Annotated in this window: 17 protein-coding genes; 4 read left to right on the top strand and 13 right to left on the bottom strand. The window is 62.2% G+C overall.

Annotation, left to right across the window (positions count from 1 at the left end):
• The first annotated feature begins 2 nt into the window (after nucleotides 1–2).
• Nucleotides 3–959 carry an OmpA family protein gene (locus BLW71_RS22860; RefSeq protein ID WP_091801914.1) on the top strand — a complete coding sequence of 319 codons (957 nt, stop codon included), beginning with the start codon at nucleotides 3–5 and terminating at the stop codon, nucleotides 957–959.
• A gap of 91 nt (nucleotides 960–1,050) precedes the next feature.
• Here the strand turns inward: BLW71_RS22860 and tssA are convergent, their stop codons facing one another.
• The 9 genes from tssA to BLW71_RS22905 form a co-directional block, all read right to left on the bottom strand.
• The gene (gene tssA, locus BLW71_RS22865; protein WP_091801917.1) at nucleotides 1,051–2,157 is read right to left on the bottom strand and encodes a type VI secretion system protein TssA; all 1,107 of its coding nucleotides are present in this window, start codon (nucleotides 2,155–2,157) and stop codon (nucleotides 1,051–1,053) included.
• A gap of 64 nt (nucleotides 2,158–2,221) precedes the next feature.
• Nucleotides 2,222–4,903: a type VI secretion system ATPase TssH gene (tssH, locus tag BLW71_RS22870; RefSeq protein ID WP_091801920.1), complete on the bottom strand. Its 2,682-nt coding sequence runs from the start codon at nucleotides 4,901–4,903 to the stop codon at nucleotides 2,222–2,224.
• A gap of 35 nt (nucleotides 4,904–4,938) precedes the next feature.
• The gene (gene tssG / locus BLW71_RS22875) at nucleotides 4,939–6,033 is read right to left on the bottom strand and encodes a type VI secretion system baseplate subunit TssG (protein ID WP_091801924.1); all 1,095 of its coding nucleotides are present in this window, start codon (nucleotides 6,031–6,033) and stop codon (nucleotides 4,939–4,941) included.
• Nucleotides 5,997–7,835, bottom strand: coding sequence for a type VI secretion system baseplate subunit TssF (gene tssF / locus BLW71_RS22880; protein ID WP_091801927.1), 1,839 nt, complete (start codon nucleotides 7,833–7,835; stop codon nucleotides 5,997–5,999). The genes tssG and tssF overlap by 37 nt, the downstream gene beginning before the upstream one ends.
• Nucleotides 7,836–7,973: 138 nt before the next feature.
• A complete protein-coding gene (gene tssE, locus BLW71_RS22885; RefSeq protein WP_091801930.1) occupies nucleotides 7,974–8,453 on the bottom strand; it encodes a type VI secretion system baseplate subunit TssE in 480 nt (159 codons plus the stop codon).
• An 85-nt stretch (nucleotides 8,454–8,538) separates the two neighbouring features.
• The gene (locus BLW71_RS22890) at nucleotides 8,539–9,042 is read right to left on the bottom strand and encodes an Hcp family type VI secretion system effector (RefSeq protein WP_091801933.1); all 504 of its coding nucleotides are present in this window, start codon (nucleotides 9,040–9,042) and stop codon (nucleotides 8,539–8,541) included.
• A gap of 71 nt (nucleotides 9,043–9,113) precedes the next feature.
• Nucleotides 9,114–10,604, bottom strand: a complete 1,491-nt coding sequence (gene tssC, locus BLW71_RS22895) for a type VI secretion system contractile sheath large subunit (protein WP_091801935.1) — start codon at nucleotides 10,602–10,604, stop codon at nucleotides 9,114–9,116.
• Nucleotides 10,605–10,619: 15 nt separating this feature from the next.
• A complete protein-coding gene (tssB, locus tag BLW71_RS22900; protein WP_091801940.1) occupies nucleotides 10,620–11,168 on the bottom strand; it encodes a type VI secretion system contractile sheath small subunit in 549 nt (182 codons plus the stop codon).
• Between the two features lie 35 nt (nucleotides 11,169–11,203).
• Nucleotides 11,204–11,884: a tetratricopeptide repeat protein gene (locus BLW71_RS22905; RefSeq protein ID WP_091801943.1), complete on the bottom strand. Its 681-nt coding sequence runs from the start codon at nucleotides 11,882–11,884 to the stop codon at nucleotides 11,204–11,206.
• Nucleotides 11,885–12,247: 363 nt separating this feature from the next.
• On the opposite strand from BLW71_RS22905, the gene tssJ reads away from it, so the two are divergent.
• The 3 genes from tssJ to icmH all read left to right on the top strand — a co-directional run bounded on the left by tssJ (nucleotide 12,248) and on the right by icmH (nucleotide 15,105).
• Nucleotides 12,248–12,874, top strand: a complete 627-nt coding sequence (gene tssJ, locus BLW71_RS22910; RefSeq protein WP_091808740.1) for a type VI secretion system lipoprotein TssJ — start codon at nucleotides 12,248–12,250, stop codon at nucleotides 12,872–12,874.
• Nucleotides 12,875–12,982: 108 nt separating this feature from the next.
• On the top strand, nucleotides 12,983–14,329 hold the full coding sequence (gene tssK, locus BLW71_RS22915) for a type VI secretion system baseplate subunit TssK (protein ID WP_091801946.1): 1,347 nt from the start codon (nucleotides 12,983–12,985) through the stop codon (nucleotides 14,327–14,329).
• Nucleotides 14,326–15,105, top strand: coding sequence for a type IVB secretion system protein IcmH/DotU (gene icmH / locus BLW71_RS22920; RefSeq protein WP_091801949.1), 780 nt, complete (start codon nucleotides 14,326–14,328; stop codon nucleotides 15,103–15,105). The genes tssK and icmH overlap by 4 nt, the downstream gene beginning before the upstream one ends.
• A gap of 69 nt (nucleotides 15,106–15,174) precedes the next feature.
• On the opposite strand, the gene zwf is transcribed toward icmH, so the two are convergent.
• The 4 genes from zwf to BLW71_RS22940 all read right to left on the bottom strand — a co-directional run bounded on the left by zwf (nucleotide 15,175) and on the right by BLW71_RS22940 (nucleotide 20,035).
• Nucleotides 15,175–16,662, bottom strand: a complete 1,488-nt coding sequence (gene zwf, locus BLW71_RS22925; RefSeq protein ID WP_091801952.1) for a glucose-6-phosphate dehydrogenase — start codon at nucleotides 16,660–16,662, stop codon at nucleotides 15,175–15,177.
• A 327-nt stretch (nucleotides 16,663–16,989) separates the two neighbouring features.
• Nucleotides 16,990–17,928, bottom strand: a complete 939-nt coding sequence (lhpI, locus tag BLW71_RS22930; protein ID WP_091801955.1) for a bifunctional Delta(1)-pyrroline-2-carboxylate/Delta(1)-piperideine-2-carboxylate reductase — start codon at nucleotides 17,926–17,928, stop codon at nucleotides 16,990–16,992.
• 337 nt (nucleotides 17,929–18,265) lie between these two features.
• A complete protein-coding gene (locus BLW71_RS22935; RefSeq protein WP_091801959.1) occupies nucleotides 18,266–18,517 on the bottom strand; it encodes a hypothetical protein in 252 nt (83 codons plus the stop codon).
• A gap of 177 nt (nucleotides 18,518–18,694) precedes the next feature.
• A complete protein-coding gene (locus BLW71_RS22940; protein ID WP_091801962.1) occupies nucleotides 18,695–20,035 on the bottom strand; it encodes an NAD(P)/FAD-dependent oxidoreductase in 1,341 nt (446 codons plus the stop codon).
• Nucleotides 20,036–20,201: the final 166 nt, after the last annotated feature.

Raw genomic sequence — 20,201 nt, forward strand, 5'->3', positions numbered from 1 at the left:
CGATGCTGACCCTCTCCACGCGCACGTCCGTGCTGCTCGCGGGCCTTCTGCTCAGCGCCCTCGCGCATGCCGACAACGACGGCCCCGCTCGCGTCACGCCGGTCGACAACAGCGGTATTTCGATTCACACCACGATTCTGCCGCCGGCTGCGTCGGCGCCGGTGGGTAATGCGGGACCCGCAGTGACCACGTCCGGGCTCGCCAGCGGCACGACCGGCGCGGGCACCGGCGCGATCAGCGCAGCGCCGCCGCCCGCCAACGCGACGCCGGGCCAGGTGGTGGTTGGCGGCAAGGTGCCGGACGAAGCGACCAAGGCGGCCGTGCTCGCACGACTGCGCGACACATACGGCGCGGCCAACGTGGTCGACCAGATCGAAGTCGCCGACGTGGCGACACCGCCGAACTGGTCCGCCAACGTGCAAAAGCTGATCGGTCCGCAATTGAAGCAGATCAGCAAAGGCCAGTTGAAAATCGACGGCACGCAGATCGACGTGAAAGGCGAAGTGCACAACGAATCGCAGCGTCAACAACTCGCGAGCGACATGGCGAATGCGCTGAACCCGACCTATACGATCAAGAACGGCCTGCGCGTGAGCGCATCCGAGCAAGGCCTGCTCGATCAGACGCTCGCGAACCGCACGATCGAATTCGAAACCGGCAGCGCCACGCTCACGCCGCAAGGTCGCGCGATTCTCGATCAGATGGCCGCCGCCATGGGGAAAATGACGACCAAAACGGTTGCGATCATCGGGCACACCGACAACTCGGGTAATCGCACGTCGAATATCGCGCTGAGCCAGGCGCGCGCGGATGCGGTCAAAGGCTATCTGGTCGCTAAGGGCATCCCGCCGCAACAGATGACGACGACCGGCGTCGGCCCGGATCAGCCGATTGCATCGAATGACACGACTGACGGACGGGCACGGAATCGCCGCATCGAGTTTCGTGCGGGGTCTTGATTGGGTGTTTGCGCGGCGCGCATGAAAGAAAGCCTGGCTTCGATAGAGAACCGAAGCCAGGCTTTTCTATTTGCCGCGTCGAGATGTTTATCTAGCTGTTCTCTTCCGGCTTCACACCGAGCAACTCGCGAATATGCGCGAGCGATCCGTCGTCTTTCACTACGCTCGAAAGCCATTGATGCAACGGCATATCCGCCGCCTCCGCTGCCTTGTCGGCGAAATACGCCGCAGGGTTATGCGGCTCCGTAGCGCGAAAGAACCTGGCCACCGCGCGCAATTGCGCGACGGCCTGCGCACGGCTTTGAATTCCTGCAATCGGGCTGGCGGGCATGGTCGTCAACACAGGTTCCTCACGTTGCGGTGAAGTCTTGAAGGCGGGCTCGGCCCGTTCGTACTCGTTCGGCGCAGGTACTTTCGCGGGTGGCGCCGCTTCGGCGTTCACGCCCACTTCGCGGGCGAAGCGTTCCACTAACCGGTAGACGCTTTCATACGCGTCTTTTGCCTGACGGAAACTCGGCGCGGAATCGCCGGCATGCCGGTCCAGCTCCTGTTCGAGCGCCAGCATAGCCGCTTCAAACGCTTTCAGATCGGCGAGCAGCGCGGCGTAGAACGCCGTTGATGTGGCGCGCTTCGACGCCTCGATCTGATCGATCGACGGTTTACCACGCACGATGTCGTCGGCATGATCCGGATCGCGCTTGACGGCCTGCGCAACATGCGTGGCGACATCCCAATCGATCGTGCTGTAGGTATTGCCTTGCGACGACGTAATCGGCATGGCGCGTAGCAGATCGCCGGTGCGGCCGACGAGCCACGCGACGTTGCCAAGGCGATACTCGGTGTCGTCGCCGTCCGGCAGCGGATGGACGTGGTCCCAGTAGCGCTCGCAAAGTCCCGTCAACAACCCGTAGCCTTGCGAGAGACCGTTGATGCCTTCGTCGATTGCGAGCGCCTCGGTCAGCCAGACTGCCAGGCGAAGATCCTTGGTCTGCGTTTGTAGCAGACTACTCGAGCGCTCGATGACAAACGACCAATCCGCCTCTTTGATTTCCGTGACCCACTCGCCCTGATCCAGCGACGGGTCTTCGAAACGGCGCGCGTGCTGAATCGCGTCGAAATCCGCTGAGAAAAGCAGATCTTCGCCACAAGGCGAGATTTCGCTGAGCGGAGCCAGCAACGTGTTCAGGTTAATCGGCATGAAAGAAAGCAATAAGTATCCGGTACGGCATTAAACAGATTGACGCGCGATTCGGCGCGCCCGCTCATACCACCGTGTAGTCGAATTCGCCCGCTTCGCTCGCCCGCACGGCGATGCGTTCGAGCGAAGCGCCGTTGGCCACGCGTTCCAACACGCGCTGCGCAACTTCGGGCAGCAACGTACCGTTCAGAATGTGGTCGACATTACGTGCGCCTGAATCCACCTCGGTGCACCGCGCGAGCACCGCATCGACCAGCGACTCGTCCCACTCGAACACGGCCTTGTGATTCGATTCGATGCGGCGGCGGATCCGTTCGAGCTTCAGGTCGATGATTTCGGCGAGCACGTCATCGGTGATCGGATAGTACGGCACCACCTTCATGCGGCCGAGAAACGCAGGCTTGAACGCCTTGTACAGTTGCGGGCGCAACGTCTCGGCGAGTTCGCCGGCGTCGGGCAGTTCTTCCTCGCTCTTGTTCAGGCAGGCTTGCATCACGGCCTGCGAACCGACATTCGAAGTCAGAATGATCAGCGTGTTGCGGAAATCGATTTCGCGGCCTTCGGCGTCGTCCATGGTGCCCTTGTCGAACACCTGGAAGAACATTTCGAGCACGTCCGGATGCGCCTTTTCGACTTCGTCGAGCAGTACCACGGAGTACGGATTGCGGCGCACCGCCTCGGTCAATACACCGCCCTCGCCGTAACCGACATAGCCCGGCGGCGAGCCTTTCAGGCCGGACACGCTATGCGCTTCCTGATACTCGCTCATGTTGATCGTGATCATCTTGCGTTCGCCGCCGTACAGCACGTCCGCCAGCGCGAGTGCGGTTTCGGTCTTGCCGACGCCCGACGGCCCGACGAACATGAATACGCCGCGCGGCTTGTTCGGATCTTCGAGATTCGCACTCGCGGTACGCACGCGCTGCGCGATCGCTTCGAGCGCATGATCCTGGCCGATCACGCGCGCGGCCAGCAACGGTTGCAGGTTCAGCACGGTCTGGATTTCATCCTTCACCATGCGGCCGAGCGGAATACCCGTCCATGATGCGACGATCTCGGCGACCACATGAGCGTCGACCTGCAACGGCACCATTGGCTGGCCGCCTTGCAAGGTGTGCAATTCGGCCACACGCGTGGCAAGCGTTTCGCGCGCCTGCTGCGCCTTGCCGGCTTGTTCGGGGTCCGCGCTGGCGACACGCGCCGCGTCGAGGTCCGCGCGCAGCCCGACGATTTCCGTTACCAGAGCGCGCTCCTTGTCGTAGCGCGCTTCGTCTTCGGCGAGGTCCTTGAGGTCTTCCTCACGCAGGGCGCGCAATTCAGCGAGACGCTCGTCGTGCAATGCGCCGCTCGCTACTTCGCGTTCCAGTGCGGCGATTTCAGCGTCGATACGTTCGAGGCGCTTCTTCGTGTCGTCGATTGCAGCCGGCGTGGAACTGTGCGCGAGCGCCACTTTTGCGCAAGCCGTGTCGAGCACGCTGATCGCCTTGTCCGGCAGTTGCCGGCCGCTAATGTAGCGATGCGACAGACGCACCGCTTCGGTGATCGCATCGTCGAGCACGCGCACGTTGAAGTGTTTTTCCATCAATCCCGCCATGCCGCGCAACATGGCCGCGGCGAGCGCCTCACCCGGCTCCTCGATCTTCACGACCTGGAAGCGCCGCGCTAGCGCCGCGTCTTTCTCGAAGTATTTCTTGTACTCGCTCCACGTGGTGGCCGCAATGGTGCGCAATTCACCTCGCGCCAACGCCGGCTTCAGCAGATTCGCGGCGTCGTTCTGCCCGGCCTGACCTCCCGCGCCGATAATGGTGTGCGCTTCGTCGATAAACAGAATGATCGGATGCGGGCTCTTCTTCACCTCGTCGATTACGTTCTTCAGGCGGTTCTCGAACTCGCCCTTCACGCTCGCCCCGGCTTGCAGCAGTCCCATGTCGAGCACATGCAGCGCCACGCCTTTTAGCGGTGCGGGCACGTCGTCGGCGGCAATGCGCAGTGCCAGCCCCTCGACCACCGCCGTTTTGCCGACACCTGCTTCGCCCGTCATGATCGGGTTGTTCTGGCGGCGGCGCATCAATATGTCGATAGTCTGGCGAATTTCGCCTTCACGGCCGACTACCGGATCGATCTTGCCTTCGCGCGCTCGCTGCGTGAGGTTGCTGGTGTACGTATCGAGCGCGGGTGTTTTCGATGGCGCGCCCGGTGCGGCATCGCTGGCCGCGGTCGCGGCTGCGGCTGCGTCCCCTTCCGCGCCTTGCGTGCCGTTGCTGCGCTCCACTTCGCGCGAGCCGGCGGTCAGCTCATCGAATTTGTGCTTCAGATCGGTCACGCGTACGTCGCGCAGCAGCGGCGACATGCGCTCGGCGAATTGAGCGAGATCCGGCGCGCTCAGCAGCGCCAGCAGCAGATGCCCGGAACGGATGCGTCCGATCTGCGAATCGAGCGATGCAATCAGCCAAGCCTGTTCGAGCCATTCGATCAGATGCCTGGAAAACACCGGCGTGCGCGTGTTGCCGGTTTTCAACCGCTGCAATTCGCGCTCCAGATCCGCACGCAACGCGTGCGCGTCGATTTTGCTTGCGCGCAGAACCAGCGCGACGTCGCTGGCCGGTTCGTCCAGCAGTGCCAGCAACAGATGCTCGAGGTCGACCTCGTAGTGACCACGCGCGAGACAATTGTTCGCCGCCAGCAACGCCGCCTGCCGGCAGGTCGGATTCAGTTTAGCGATCAGGGTGTTGAGGGACGTGCTCATGTCGTGCGATCCGGGTCCAGGTTCTGTCGTTATAGTCAGTGAATCACGTGCAATTCGTAACGGGCATCCGCGCGATCACGGTCGGCCTCTTTCGTGCACAGGAACGCGTCCCAGCCGAGGCGCGCGCCCTTGCTCAACACGCTCGGGCCGACGGCCTCACGGCGCAATACCAAAGACACCTCGTATTCGAGCGTGACGCCGGCCAGCAATGTCAGCATGCGTTCGAGCGCCACCGCGCGATCGGCGCCAGGTAGAAACGCTTCGTAGTCGGCTTTGCCGAGCGGTCCGATCACGAGCCGCGCACGCATGTCGCGCTGCCAGACGCGCTCGCCCGCCAGCGCGGTCGCGCCGAGCGTCGCGTTCACGCTGCCGAGCAACGTCAACTGATCGTGCGGCACGTCGTACCATTTGCCGACGAACTGCTCGACGCGCACCCGCACTTTGAAGTACTCCGACAGCGTGCGTTGCAAATAAACCGCCGACACCGGACGATGCCGCGCGGCCAGCGCGTAACCGGCAATGGCTTCGTCGAACAGTGCGCCCTCGCCACTTTGCAGACTGTTGCGCGTGTCGTCGTCGGCGACGCCGGCCAGCGCGAGCAGCAACGGCAAATAACGTTCGTCGCGGTCCAGCTCGTAATGAAACGGCAGACGGTATTTTTTCCACGCCGCGTAGAACAGCGCCGTCGCGCGATTCGAAAACACGTCGAAGAACTCACGCGCGGCACGATCGCGCTTGATCTGCTCGCGCGCGACGATCTGCTCGGTGTAATGCAGCGGCAGCGCGCCCTGCCCGCCGAGCAGACCGAAAAACGCCGGCGTGATATCCACTTTGTCGAGCGAGCCGTCTTCGAGCGCGGCGGTACGTTGCGTTTTCTGTTTCAGCGCCGCGCCCGCAACGTCGTAAGACTGCGCGCCGTGAATCTCACTCGGTGGAAACGACATTGACAGCGAATTGCGGAAAGCGATTCGCTGCGCGACGATTTCTCCGGGGCGTCCGGCATGGGAAGGCGATTGCTGTGCGAACCACTTCTCGAGAATTCGCACCGCCTGAAAGAATTCGAAGCGATGCGGCTCGTCGAGAAGCTGCTCGACTACGCCAGGATCGATTCGCCGCTGCGCGGTTTGCATCGCAGAATCTCCTCGCCGGTGCGCTTCGACACGACGACCAGTTGCACAAAGCTGTTCAGATGCACGTACAGCCCAAAAAACGTGTCGATCACCCGCACGAATGACGCGAGACTCGTGCCGACGAAATGTTCTTCGTCGATAGTCAAACGAATCTCAATGCCGCGCACGAAAGTGGCAAACGGTTTGCCAGGTAGCCATTGCACGGCTGCGCGCTGTTCAATGCCCACCAGGCCGTCGATATGCCGCGCCGAGACCGCCGTGCGCCGCAAATCGTAGAGCACGAGCATTTCCTTGAGCGCCGACAGACCGCTGTTTGCCAGCGAGACGTGATTCAACGCCAGATGCGAGATCAGCCGCCAATGCGCGGCGCGCCCGCGCTCGAAACGCACGCTCGGCGTGGGGCGCCGCAGCATCGAGATGCTGCCGGTCAGCGAGCCGCCCTCGAGAAACAGATCGCCGCCCTCGAGCCCTACGGCGAGACCGGCGGGCAGATCGCGATTGGTGCAGGTCAGATCGAGACTCAACGTATCGGTTTGCGGCGCGGCCGGTTCGAAGTCGATATCGACGATCGAGATTTCGGTTTCATAGCCGGGGCTTTTCTGCGCGACCCAATCGTTGCGTCTGGCGAACCAGTAGTGCCCTGCACGCGCTGCTTCGCCGTGATGCAACGAATAGAACGGCCGGAATTCGATCACCGATTCTTCATGCGCCTGCTGCCTGACGAGCTTCACCGAATCGATCGAATAGACCTCGTAGGCAAATGCACGGCGCGCTTCGGCTATTACCGGATACGAAATCGCCTGATGGCTGACGCGAATCGGCTCGCCGTGCTGCTCGAACAGATTCACCACGGGCGTACAGAAAAGGCGGAAATGATGTGCGCCCAATGAATCCAGCAGACGCGCCACGTGTGAGTCGCTGCGCACTTCCTTGAGCACCACGTGCAGCGTGACACGCTGGCAGCGGCCACTCGCGCGCGTCATGGCCGCGAGATCGAAGTCGGCGAAATTGAATTTCTCGGGGAACGCGAAGTACTCGGTCAGCAACCGGTACGCCGGGTGCGATTTGGCCGGATAGTCGATCAGTGCGTCTTCTTCGCCGAAACCCGCCTGCACGACCGGCGATTCGCGCACCTGTTTCCACACGCCGCGCCGGTCCGCCTCGACATACGTGGCCATGGCGTTGACGAACAGGCAGTCCGCCAGCGCCGCGATAAAGGACTGTTCGCCGTGCAGGTGCGTGCGCAGCGTGCCGAGTTTAAGCGCGGACAGATCGAGTTGCGCCGCCGTCGATTCAAAGGTGATCGACACGATCGCCGTGGCATTGCCTGGTAGCACGGTTGCACTCGGCGCCATCGCCACCGAGGTATATTTCGCCTCCGAAATACGGATTGGCGCCAGCGTCACGTCGTAGGCGGTACGGAACCGGCATTGCACGCCGCGAATGGGCCGTGACTTGAGTTCGGTGCCGCGCTCCACCCGTACGGGTTCCGTCAAATGACTCAGCGCGGCGGACGTGCCCAACTGTGCGATCGAGCACGACGGAAATGGCCGCAGGTAGTGCGGATACAGCACTTCCAGCAGCGCTTCGGTGAATTCGGGGTAATCGTCGTCGAGTTTCTTGTTGATGCGCGCGCCGAGCAGCGCGAACGATTCGATCATCCGCTCGACGTGTGGGTCCTCACAATGCTCGCCGGACATGGCCAGACGCGCCGCGATCTTCGGGTAGCGTTCGGCGAAGTCGCGCGAATAGCGCCGCAGAAATGACAATTCGCGCTCGTAATACGGCAGCAGTTCTTCCATCGATCTATCCCCGGACCTGAAACCTATCCGCCCAATCTATCGCCGCCGTTGCGCGTAACGGCGGCGGTAAAGCGGTACTAAGAAAGCAATTGCTCGACAACCCCGCCACCTGAAATGCGACGGTTGAAAATCTTGCTGCTACAGCTTCGCGCGTGCGCGCGTCACCGAGTATTGCAGCGTGGACGGTTGCAACATCGCGTCAAAACTCACCGGTTCTTCCGCCGGATGCACGACCAGCAGCGCCTGAATGGCGAAGTTCAACGCGTTGGTCGATTGTTCGTTCAATTCGAGCGTGACCGCCACATCCTGCAAGCGCGGCTCGTGCCGTGCAATGGCCTGTTGAATCGATTTGCAGATGAACGTGCGGTCGTAATGGCTCGCGAGGCTCAGGCCCGCGAAATCGTTCAGACCGTACGTGAGCACCGAGCGCTGGCATTCCGGTAGCGCCGCCAGCTCAGGCTCGGTCAGGGCGATGCGCGTATTCAGGATCGCCTCGACGTCGCGCGCGACGGTGCTCTTCAATTCGTCCAACGACAATTGCCGCATCGCCGGAGAAGCCGGCAGATGCGGTTCGTCGTCGAACAGCTTGTCGAGAAAGCTGGGTTCGAAACGTTTCATCAGCGTCCGAAGAAGCGGATCGATGCGAGGCGCGCACGGCTAACGGCGGCCCTCGCGAGCCGCGCGTGCCGGATGCGCACCTGCATCAGACCGCGTACGTCTTGTCGTTCTTCGTCAGGCTCCACGCGCCTTGCGCGTTGCCGCCCTGGTTGCCGCCGATCTTCTGCTGCGTGTACTTCCATTGCACGGCAGCGTATTTCAGCGAGAACTGCTCGGACGGCAGGCCTTCGCCCACCACGCTCGGCGTCACACTCGAGATGATCACGTACTTGAGCTTCACTTCCAGGTACTTGATGCGATTGCCTTCGCCGTCCGAACGCATGAAGTCGATCGTGACTTCGTCGAACGTCGTGCCGCCCGACGCATGTTGATAAATCAGCGGGCTGACCACGTCGATGTCTTTCGTGAACAGCATGTCGGCATGTTCGCAGCGCTCGGAGGTGTGACCACCTGCCGTTGAAGCCGTTGCCGAACGCGGTTGCGTGATCGAATGGCTCCACGAATCAATTTCGATCCAGCCAGCATGATCCTTATCGGCAGATTCGCCTTTGATCGCCGGATTGCCGAATTTTAAATAGATATCCTTCATAACTCATCGACTCCCCAAAGAGGTGGTTTTAGCAGCTAATCCGGGCGGCCGGCCCGGGTTCTCTGATTTGCTTATGAATTGGCCGGTTTCGGCAGGTCGGCGACGAGCCGCAAAGAAATCGACAGCTCATCCAACTGGAAATGCGGACGCAGGAATGCAACCGAACGGTACGCACCCGGCTTGCCCGGAATCTCCGACACCTGTATCGATGCCTCGCGCAACGGGAACTGCGCCTTCTGCTCCTGCGTCGCGTTGTCGTCGAGCAGCACGTACTGCGAGATCCAACGGTTCAGGAATACTTCGACGTTTTGCGCCGATGCAAAGCTGCCGATCTTGTCGCGCATCATTGCCTTCAGGTAGTGCGCGACACGCGACACCGAGAAGATGTACTGCAATTGCGCGGACAGGACTGCGTTCGCATTGGCGCTGTCGGTGCTGTATTTCTTGGGCTTCTGCACCGATTGCGCGGCAAAGAACGCCGCATAGTCCGAGTTCTTGCAGTGCACGAGCGGAATGAAACCGAGGTCGCTCAACTCCTTCTCGCGGCGATCGGTAATCGCGATTTCGGTCGGGCATTTCAGCGCGACTTCGCCGTCGTCGGTCTTGAAGGTGTGGGTGGGCAGATCTTCCACCAGACCGCCACCTTCCACGCCGCGAATCGCCGCGCACCAGCCGAAGTCGTCGAAGGCCGCCGTGAGGCGTGCGGCGAATGCCCACGCCGCGTTACACCACAGGTATTTGCTGTGATCCGTGCCGTCCACGTCTTCGACGAAGTTGAAACCCTCCGCCGTGGCGCCGTCTTTCGGATTGAACGGCAGGCGGCCCAGAAAACGCGGCAGCGTGAGACCGACATAGCGCGAATCTTCGGCGTCGCGGAACGACTTCCACTTCGCATATTCGACCGTGTCGAACACCTTGCCGAGATCGCGCGGCCTGCCGAGGTCGGCAAAGGTTTCGAGGCCCAGCAATTCGGGCGACGCAGAAGCGATGAACGGCGCATGCGCGGCTGCCGCGACGTGCGACATCTGCTCGATGAAATACACGTCTTCCGGCTGGCGCGTCACTTCAAAGTCGCCGATGATCGTGCCGAACGGCGAGCCGCCGAAGGTGCCGAACTCCTCCTCATAGATCTTCTTGAACAGCGCGCTCTGATCGAATTCGATCGCCGTCTTGAAGTCGCGCACCAGGTCGCGCTTGGGCGCATGCAGCGCCTTGATCTTGACCGTTGCGCCGGTATTGCTTTCCTTGCACAGGTAATCCAGACCGCGCCACGTGCTTTCCATGCGCTGGAATTGCGGCGCGTGCATCACCGCGCTCAACTGCGCGGAGATCAGGCGGTCGAGTTCGGCGACGCGTGCGTCGATCGTGGCCGACAGGTTGTCGGATACCACCACCGTACCGTCGAGCACCTGATGCACGAGCTCGCCAATCAGGTCTTTCGCGCGCGCGTGTTCGGAATCGGACTTCGCCACGCGGCTCTTCTCGACGATTTCGTCGAGCAGCGTGGATTCCGTACCGCCTTGCGCGGTGGCGAGTTGGGCTGCTGCCGTTTGTTGATTCATCTCACACCCCGTGCTTTATTCGCCCTGCTTGTCGTGGTCCGGCGCGCCGCCGTGCTGGTCCGCCGCGTTGCCCTGATCTTTCGCCAGGGTTTGCAACTGCTGCGTGTTGTTGAGCACTTCGCTCAGCAGGTCTTCGAGCTTGTCGTTGCCGGCCAGCTTGTTGCGCAGATCGGCGAGCTTCGAGCGCGCTTCGAGCAGGCGCCGCAGCGGTTCGATTTGCGCAACCACTTCGTCCGGATTGAAATCGGCCATCGACCTGAAGCGCAGATCGACCGCGAATTTGCCGCCGGCTTCGCTCAGGCGGTTTTCCACCTGGAACGCGGCGCGCGGTTCGATCGCTTTCATCACGTCGTCGAAGTTATCGCGATCGATGTTGACGAACTTGCGATCGCGCAGCTTTGGCTGCTCGACTTCGGACTGCCCCGCCAGATCGGCGACCACGCCGACGACGAACGGCAGCTCCTTCACCTCGATCGCATCGCCGCGCTCGACCTCATAGGTCAATTGGACGCGGGGCGGCCGCACTTTTTGCAAGCGTTTTTGAATGCTTTCTTTCTTCGCCATCGTCGGCTCCCGGGTGCTGATGGATCAGGCTTGGATCAGCGCAGCGCGCTGAACGGATCGGACGCGCCGCCGCTTTGCGCGGCTTTGGCGGGTGCGGCAGGCGCCGCCGGCGCTGCGGGAGCAGCCGGCGTGGCGGCAGCCGGCGCGGCACTCGTGCTGGCGTCCGGCGTATCCACGGCTTTGCTCTTCGCGGTGTGACGAATGACGCGCTTCTTCTTCACCACGGGCTTGTCGCTCGGATCAGGCGGGAACAACGTGGCTTCGCCGAGCGTGTCGCGCAATTGCTTGGCGAGCGCTTGCGCGTCCGACTTCGCATCGCCCGCGAGCGATGCGTCCTGACGCAATTCGCCGAGCGATTGCGTGGCGACGCGCAGGCCGGCCACGGCCAGCACGCTCTTGGCCTGACGATCGGTCTGGTCGCGTTGCAGCGCTTCCTGCGCGGCCACGATTGCCTGACCGTAATGACCTTGCGTGAACTGGATCTGCGCAATACGCGACCACGGTTCTTCACGCGTCGGGTCGGATTTGGAAAGCTGCTGATAAAGCGCGATAGCGCGATCCTGATCGCCGCCCTTTGCGACGGTATCGGCATCCGCGAGTTGCTTATTAAAAGCCTCCGGTGTGGTCGCGACATTGTTACCCTGTGTCGCGCAACCGGCCATCACGCCGCATGCCAACACAACCCCAGATAGTTTTACTAACAGACGCTCATTCATCGTTTTTCACCGACGTGCGAATTTTTTATTTCAAAGGGAAAACCGGAGTTTTGCTTTGCTTCAAGTGCGCGGGTATAGTACAGGCCAATTTTCGATAATTCAACTTTCGTGTGAAGAAGGATTGCACAAAAAAAATGCATGGGGGTCATTTAAACGAAACATGCAGAAATTGTTTCCTGCTTCAATAGCAAGAAACAGAAAGCGGAAAAATTTGCCACTCTTCGCCCGCTATAGGCTGCCACGCATCGCTTCATGCACTTTGCATAAAGCGGCATTACGTGGCAAACCGTTTCTGCAAAATGACCGGCTTGATTTCGTTATTGATTGTTCTGATAGGGGACGGCGGCGAGCCGGTCGATGTATATGAATTCGCGTCTTATTCGCTATGCATCGCAATTGATTGCCAATGCCGCCGCGTGCGCGCTGCTGGGCGGCTGCGCGGCCGGTGTCACGGTGCTCGGAGCGGCTGCCAACGCGGCTTTGCAGGCAAGCGGCCTCGGCAAACCGGACCTGCCGGACGCCCAGAAGCCGCCACGCAATGTCGGCCTCACCTTATATGCGGCGCCGAATCTGAATGCGGCGAACGACAAACGTCCATTAGCGCTGGTAGTGCGGCTATATGTCCTGAAAGACCCGACCTCATTCCAGCAGGCGCCATTCGACGCCTTTACCGATCCAGCGAGGGAAAAAACTACCTTGGGCGGCGATTTGCTGGGTGTGCGCGAACTCACGCTAATCCCGGGCCAGCGCTACGTTGTTACCGAAAAAGTCTCGCGTGAAGCGCAGGCATTCGGTATCGTCGCGTTATTCCGCGATCCGGCCATGCAACGCTGGAAATTCGCCTTCGACCCGGCGAAGTCGGAGAAATCCGGCATAATGATCGGCCTGCATAACTGTGCAATGACGGTGACCAACGGCACTGTGATCCCGCCAGAACAGGGATTGCCCGCACAACCGCTGAATATGCTTTCTTCGGTGAGTTGCGGATAAAGATGCCGATAAAATGCGATTTAACATTTTTCACAGATTTAACAATGCGGCGCTCGAATCGGTTATCTCCGGGTGCGCCACACGCTGAACGCATATAACAGGTTTGAGATGAGTTATTCCGCAAAAGTGCTCTGGGGGGAAGGCCTGTTTCTGAGGCCGCAGCATTTTCAGCGTCAGGACGCCTATCATGAGGCACGCCTGTTCGAATCGATCCAGGCGATCCAGCCGTACAACTGGGGCGTGCGTTCGGCGCGCTTCGACCGCGACGCGCTCGGCAGCAACGTGCTGCGCGTGAGCGAACTTTCGCTGGTATTTCCCGACGGCGCGCTCTACTCCGCGCCGCAAGCCGACGACCTGCCGCCGCCCATCGCGCTGGATACGCTGCCCGACGGCATCAACGAATTCACGTTTTATCTCGCGCTGCATCCGCTGCGCGAAACCGGCGCGAACTATTCGCAAGACAGCAACGCGGGTTTCGTCTCGCGTTACGTCAGTGAGCAGACGCCGGTGGCCGATCATTTCACCGACGCCGCCGAAGCCGACATCACGTTCCTGAAGACCAGCGTCAAACTCATCGCGCACAGCGAGCCGCGCGACCAGTTGCTGTCGGTGCCGCTCGTACGCGTGCGTCGCACGGCCACGTCGGGTTTCGAAATCGACGACACCTTCGTGCCGCCCTGCCTTGCCATCGACGCTTCGCCGGTCCTGCATCAGCGGCTGCGCCAACTGATCGACGCACTGCAGGCCAAGGTCAATGCGTTGTACGGCTTTCACCGCGAGCCGACCAAGAACATCATCGAGTTCCGCTCCGGCGACATTGCGTCGTTCTGGCTGCTGCATACCGCGAGCGCGGCGTTCGCCTCGCTCGCGCATCTGTACCAGCATTCGGCGCTGCATCCGGAGCGTCTCTTCCAGGAGTTGCTGCGCCTCGCCGGCCAGTTGATGACGTTTTCGAAGGGCTATGCGCTGTCCGACTTGCCGGCTTACCGGCATGACGATCCGGGCCCCGGTTTCGCGCGTCTCGACACGATCCTGCGCGATCTGCTCGAGACCGTGATCTCCACGCGCTACTTCGCGATTTCGCTCGAAGAAGTGCGCCCGTCGTTCCATGCGGGCCGGCTCGACTCCGGCAAGATCGACGACAAGACCCTGTTCTATATCGCGGTATCGGCGGACATGCCCACCGCCGAGCTCGTGGAAGCCGTGCCCGCGCGCTTCAAGGTCGGCGCGCCGGACGACGTCGACAAGCTCGTGCTCTCGGCCATGCCGGGCGTGCGCCTCGTCTACACGCCGCAGGTGCCGCCCGCCATTCCGGTCCGCCCGGGCGCCTGCTACTTCTCGTTCGAATCGCGTGGCGCGCTGTACGACCGCATGTTGCAGGCCCAATCGGCCATGATCTACGCGCCGTCGGGCATCAACGATCTTCAACTCGAACTGATCGCCGTCACATCATGAGCTACGCGCCCTCCCTCTTTGGCGGCAGCACGCCTGCCGCGACGCCCGCCCCGATCACCGAGCCGAGCTATCAGGTCCGCTCGCTGCTCGATCTGCTATACGACGGCTTCTTCATGCTGTTTCTGTTGAAGAACGGCCGCGAGCCCGGCGACGCGCAAGAATTCAGCCAGCGCATCCAGCAGTTTCTCGGCGACTTCGAACGCGGCGCGAAGAAGCTCAATGCGTCGGCGGAAGATGTCTACGCGTCGAAGTTTGCGTTCTGTGCGGCCATCGACGAATCGGTGTTGTCGTCCACGTTCAGGATCCGCACGGAGTGGGAGCGCCGGCCGCTGCAACTCGTGCTGTTCGGCGAGCAGCTGGCGGGCGAGAAATTCTTCCAGTACCTCGAGGAATGCCGCGCGCAAGGCGCGGCACGTCTGCAATCGCTCGAGGTGTTTCACATGTGCCTGCTGCTCGGATTCCAGGGCAAATATCTGCTCGAGGGACCGGAGAAGCTCGCCTATCTGACCGCGCGCATCGGCGATGAAATCGCGCATATGAAAGGCAAACGCGCGCCGTTCGCGCCGCATTGGCCGCTGCCCGATCAGGTCGCGCACCGGCTGAAACGCGAGGTGCCGTTGTGGTCGATCGGCGCAGTGTTCGCGCTGGTTGGACTGCTGGCCTATCTCGGCCTGAACACCTATCTGCGCGACCAGACCTTGCGCTCGCTCGCGCCGTATTCGCAGGTGGTCAAGCTGGGGCCGCAATCGGCCACGTTGACGATTTCGTTGCCTTAGGCCTGCATTTATCGCGGACATAAAGAAGCCCGCTTTCGCGGGCTTTTTCACAGCGCTGAAGAAAACCGTTTATTGCGACTCTTCCGCCCACACGGCATTTTCGCGCGCCATCAGTGCAGTCGATGCCGAAGGTCCGAACGTGCCCGCCGTATAGCTACGCGGCTTCTCGCCCGACTTGCTCCAGCCCGCCAGAATCGGCTCGGCCCACGCCCACGCCGCTTCCAGTTCGTCGCGACGCATGAAGTGCGTGAGACGGCCGCGAATCACGTCGATCAGCAAACGCTCATACGCTTCCGCGCGACGCTCGGTGAAGGCCTGCTGCAAGTCCAGATTCAGATTGACCGGCACCATATGCATGCCGCTGCCCGGCTCTTTCGCGAGCACCTGCAGCTGGATCGACTCCTCGGGCTGCAACTGGATCACGAGCCGGTTGCCGTAGTTGTGCCCGCTATTCCCATTCGGGATGATCGAGAACGGCAACTCGGAAAACTCGATGACGATCTCCGACACCTTCTTCTGCATCCGCTTGCCGGTGCGCAGGAAAAACGGCACATGCGCCCAGCGCCAGTTGTTGATATGCGCGCGCAAGGCGACGAAGGTTTCGGCACGGCTGCCTGCCGGCACGTTGTCTTCCTCGAGATAACCCTTCACCGCCTCGCCGTCCACGGCGCCGGCGGTGTACTGGCCGCGCACCGTATCGCGCGCGATGTCTTCCGGCGTCATGGGCCGCAGCGAGCGCAATACCTTGAGCTTTTCGTCGCGGACCGCGTCCGGGTCGAGCGACACGGGCGGTTCCATCGCGACAATGCACAGCAATTGCAGCAAGTGGTTCTGCACCATGTCGCGCAGCGCGCCGGTTTTATCGTAGAAGCCCGCGCGGCTGCCCACGCCGACCGTCTCCGCCACCGTGATCTGCACGCTCTTGATGTACGGCGCCTGCCACAGCGGGCCAAAAATCGGATTGCCGAAGCGCAGCACCATCAGGTTCTGCACGGTTTCCTTGCCGAGGTAGTGGTCGATCCGGTAGATCTGCGCTTCGCTGAAATGCTTGCCGACCGCTGTGTTGATCTCCTGCGCGGAGGCCAGATCGTGGCCCAGCGGCTTTTCGAGCACCACGCGCGAGTTGCCGTCCACGAGTCCCGCGGCCGCGAGGTTGTCGCAAATGTTCGTGAACAGATCCGGCGACGTCGCCAGATAGAACACGCGGCGCACGCCTTCGCGCGACGCTTCCTTCAGGCGCTGATAGTCCTCGACCGAGTCCACGTCCATGCGCACGTATTCGAACAGCGCCAGGAATTTGTCCCAGGCGGCGGCTTCGAACGCTTTCTTTTCGATGAAGGGCTTCGCCTTCAACTCCATGAATTCGTTGATGTACTCCTCACGCGACCACGGCTTGCGGCCGATCGTGAGAATGCGGGTGTCCGGCGGCAGATTGCAGTGCAGATGCGCCATGTAGAGCGCGGGCAGCAGCTTGCGAAACGACAGGTCGCCGGTGCCGCCGAAGATGATCATGTCGAGCGGCAGGTCGGGAGTGGCAGAAGCGTGGTGGGTCGTCATAGCGCGGTCGCAGCGTCGTGATGGATGAGGCGTCGGTCAACGGGCAGAAAAAAGCAGCAGCACACGCAGGAGCACAAGCAGCAGCGAAGCGCCGGCAGGCCGGCACTTTTTTCTGGCAAACGCCTATGGTGCAACGTTTTGAGATTGTTTGCACGGCAACATGTGCCTCAGGTTGGCGCAATATGCCAACCTGAGACGGTAACGGCCTGTTTGCAAGGCGTTTTCGGCTTTCACCGGCAAGCCGGTCGCCTTGCTATATCTACGCTGCTCCTCACCCCCTCGCGCCATTGCACCAGCTACTCACGCACGCTTTTGTGCGGCGAGCCTTCAGCTGCCTGACAGCGCATCGCGCGCCACGCGGCACGCCGCCAGATCCCACGCCGCACAGCCGACACTTTTGAAAACGATCGGTTTTTTTTGCGGCCGCAGCGCCGGATTGCCGAGCACCGAGGCGATCCCGCCGACCTGAGCCCAATCCACGCCCGCCTGAATGAAGTCACCGGCCTCGTGGCGCGCTCCGGCCTCGTCGTCGACGAAAAGCGCGCTCCCGGCAATGGTGTGCGCGCCGATCTCGACCATGGCGGGCGTGAATGCGCCGACGCCGATCACGAGGCGCTCCGCGCGCGCGGGTTCGTCGTAGACGGGCTGTCTGCTCGTGGTCAGCGCGATCACGACGTCCACCGAGTCGGGGATGGTCGCGCCGCCGTCTTGCGTGAGCGGCCGAAGCTCGCGCACCTTGTCGTGATGCTGCGCGCAAAATGCTTCGGCACGCGCGGGCGCACTGCCCTTCACCCATACGCGCGCGTCTGGAAACAGCTCACCGATCGCCTCCAGATGGTTGAGCGCCTGCGTGCCGGTGCCGATCAGCAGGAATTCGCGCGGCGTGCCGGCGGCGAAGGTTTCGACGCCCAGCATCGAGATTGCCGCCGTGCGGCGGCCCGTGACGATCGGCCCGTCGAGGATGAAAAGCGTCTCGCCGGTGTCGGCGTCGAACGTCATCACTTTGCCGTGGATCGTGGGCAGGCCGCGCGGGCCGTTGCTCGGGCACACGTTGACCAGTTTGTGGATCGCGAGATCGGGCGCGGTGGCGGGCATCGACAGCATGATGCCGCCTTCGTTGAGCGGCACGACGAGCCGTTCGGGACTCGCGATGCGCTGCTTTGCATACTCGACGCTCGCGCGCTTGAGTGCGTCGACGAGCGCGGCATACGGAATCAGCCGCGCGGTCGCGGCGGCGTCGAAAATCTGCGTGGTCGGGCGAGTCATGGGCAGGTGGTTCCAGTCCTTGGCACAGGGTTGAGTTGGGATCGACTAGCTAGCGGCGCTCCCTTCGTCCGCCTGGCGCGACGGATGGATCGGCGTCGCCAGGCCGCGCGCCGCGATCGGTTGGCTCCGGTTCGGGCATCAGGCATGCGGTGGCTTCGTGAGTCGAGGACAAACGATTCTACGACGCCTCGCGCGTCGTAGGGCCGGATCGCGGCAGTGGGAGGGTCAGGTGTGAGGTGATGGGTGGATCAAGCGCCGCTCGAAGAAGGCGTAAGCGCAATCGAGGGCAAATCCCCTGGCTGGTTCCAGCGGTGCCACGGGCGGCTCACGCCCCGCCTCATTGCGAAGTATTTTTATCGTTGCCCTTCTTGCCACCCTTGAACATGGCGCGGCACGCCGGACTCAGTTCATCCACGTGCTGCTTCATGCACGCGGTGATTTTGTCTTCGTTGGGAATGTCGGCGGCGCAGAAATGCATTGCATCGCCACGACAGGCCTTGGTCTGCTCATCGCGGCTGGCAGCGTTCACCGGGTGAGCCGAGCTTAGGACGACAAGGCTGGCAGCAAGCAGGACAGAGACTCGATTCATGACAGGTCCGTTATCGCAGAAAGAGATGCAGGCTTTCCAGCAGAAAACGGGCCCGATCATTGCGCGCGCCGATCGGGCCGACCCGTGCGGGGTTGTCCCATTGCGTGTAGTACGCATGCCGGCGTGTCGCAACGTGAGTAGTTCGTCGGTCGTGAAGTGGATTGAGAGCGGTGTTTTTTACAGCATGCTGCGAGGCCGCTGCATCGTACCGTCGAAGAAACGCTGCAAACGGAAGGCCGACAGATCGAGCGAGGCCTTGCCGCCGTCGTTCAATTCCGCGAGCAGTTTGCCGACAATCGGTCCCATGGCGAATCCATGACCGCAAAAGCCGGTGGCGATCGTCAAACCGCTAACCTGCGGCGGCGCGTCGATCACGGGGATGCCGTCGGGCAGCACATCGATCAGACCGGCCCATGATTCGACCACCTGCGCGTCCTTCAGCGCAGGGAACAACGCGCGCAGTTTTTTCAACGCACGCGGCGCGTGGCTCACATTCGGCTGCGGATGCGGATCGCGCGGATGCAGCACACGGTCGTGTTCCGGCACGCCGCCCGGCAGACGCTCGCGCAGATCGCGCAGACACGCGCCGTTCAGATGGAAGCTGAACTTCTCGCGTTGCGCCCACAGCTCGGGCAAGAACCACTTGAGCGCGCGGAAATGGCCGAGCGTCATGTCGACGTCGACCTGCATGTCGTCGGCGAGATTGATTGCGCCGTTCTCGCGTTGCCGCACGCCGAGACCGTGCCCCCAGAAGGTCGACGCGGTGATGCGCGGCAACGGGTTGGTGCGCATGCAGGTGCCGCGCACGGCCTGTTGCGGCAGTTCGAGCCCGAGCGTTTTGAGCAGACGCCAACTGCTGGCGCCGGCCGCGCAGATGAAGCGCGAAGTGCGCAGCGTGCCGCGCTCGGTGACCACGCCGGCAATCGCACCGCCCGCGCGCTCGACGCCGATCACGCCGCAGCCTTCGAAAAACAGCGCGCCCGCCTCGGCCGCCCGCGCCGCGAAGGCGGCCGTGGCGCGGCGCGGTTCCGCCTGCCCATCGCTCGGGGTGTAGAGGCCGCCGAGCGCCGGGCCGTGCATGCCGGTCACGACCGTGTCGATCTGCTTGCGATCGAGCGTGCGCGTATCGAGCCCGTACTGACGCGCGACGTCCATCCATTGCTGGAAGGAGCTCCAGTCTTCCTCGCCGGTCGCCACGTACAGACAGCCGCCCTGACGCCATTCGAGATCGAAATTCAGCTCGCTTTCGAGCGTTTTCCACAGCGGGATGCTGGCCATCATCAGCGGCACTTCGGCGGCTTCACGGCCCTGCTGGCGCACGAATCCCCACGCCCGTGACGACTGCTGCCCGGCAATCCGCGATTTGTCGAGCACCACGACCGAGAGGCCGCGGCGCGCCAGATAGTAGGCGGCCGCGCAGCCCATGATGCCGGCGCCGGCGATCACCACGTCGGCATGTTTCGGAAACGGCTGGTCGGCGGGCGTGAAGTTCGCGTGCAGGGGGTAAGTCGTGGTCATCGGACGGGCAGGTTTTAAGTGTGGGCGTAATCTTCGCAGGCGAGGCGCTTGTTCGCAATGCCGCGATGCCTGAGGCTTGCGGCTCGACGCGGAAACGAGACGAAACGGCGCGAAACGACATGAAACGGCGCGACATGCGCAGTTTATTCGCCACACAAATATTCGC

The sequence above is a fragment of the Burkholderia sp. WP9 genome (assembly GCF_900104795.1).
Classification (GTDB): Bacteria; Pseudomonadota; Gammaproteobacteria; order Burkholderiales; family Burkholderiaceae; genus Paraburkholderia.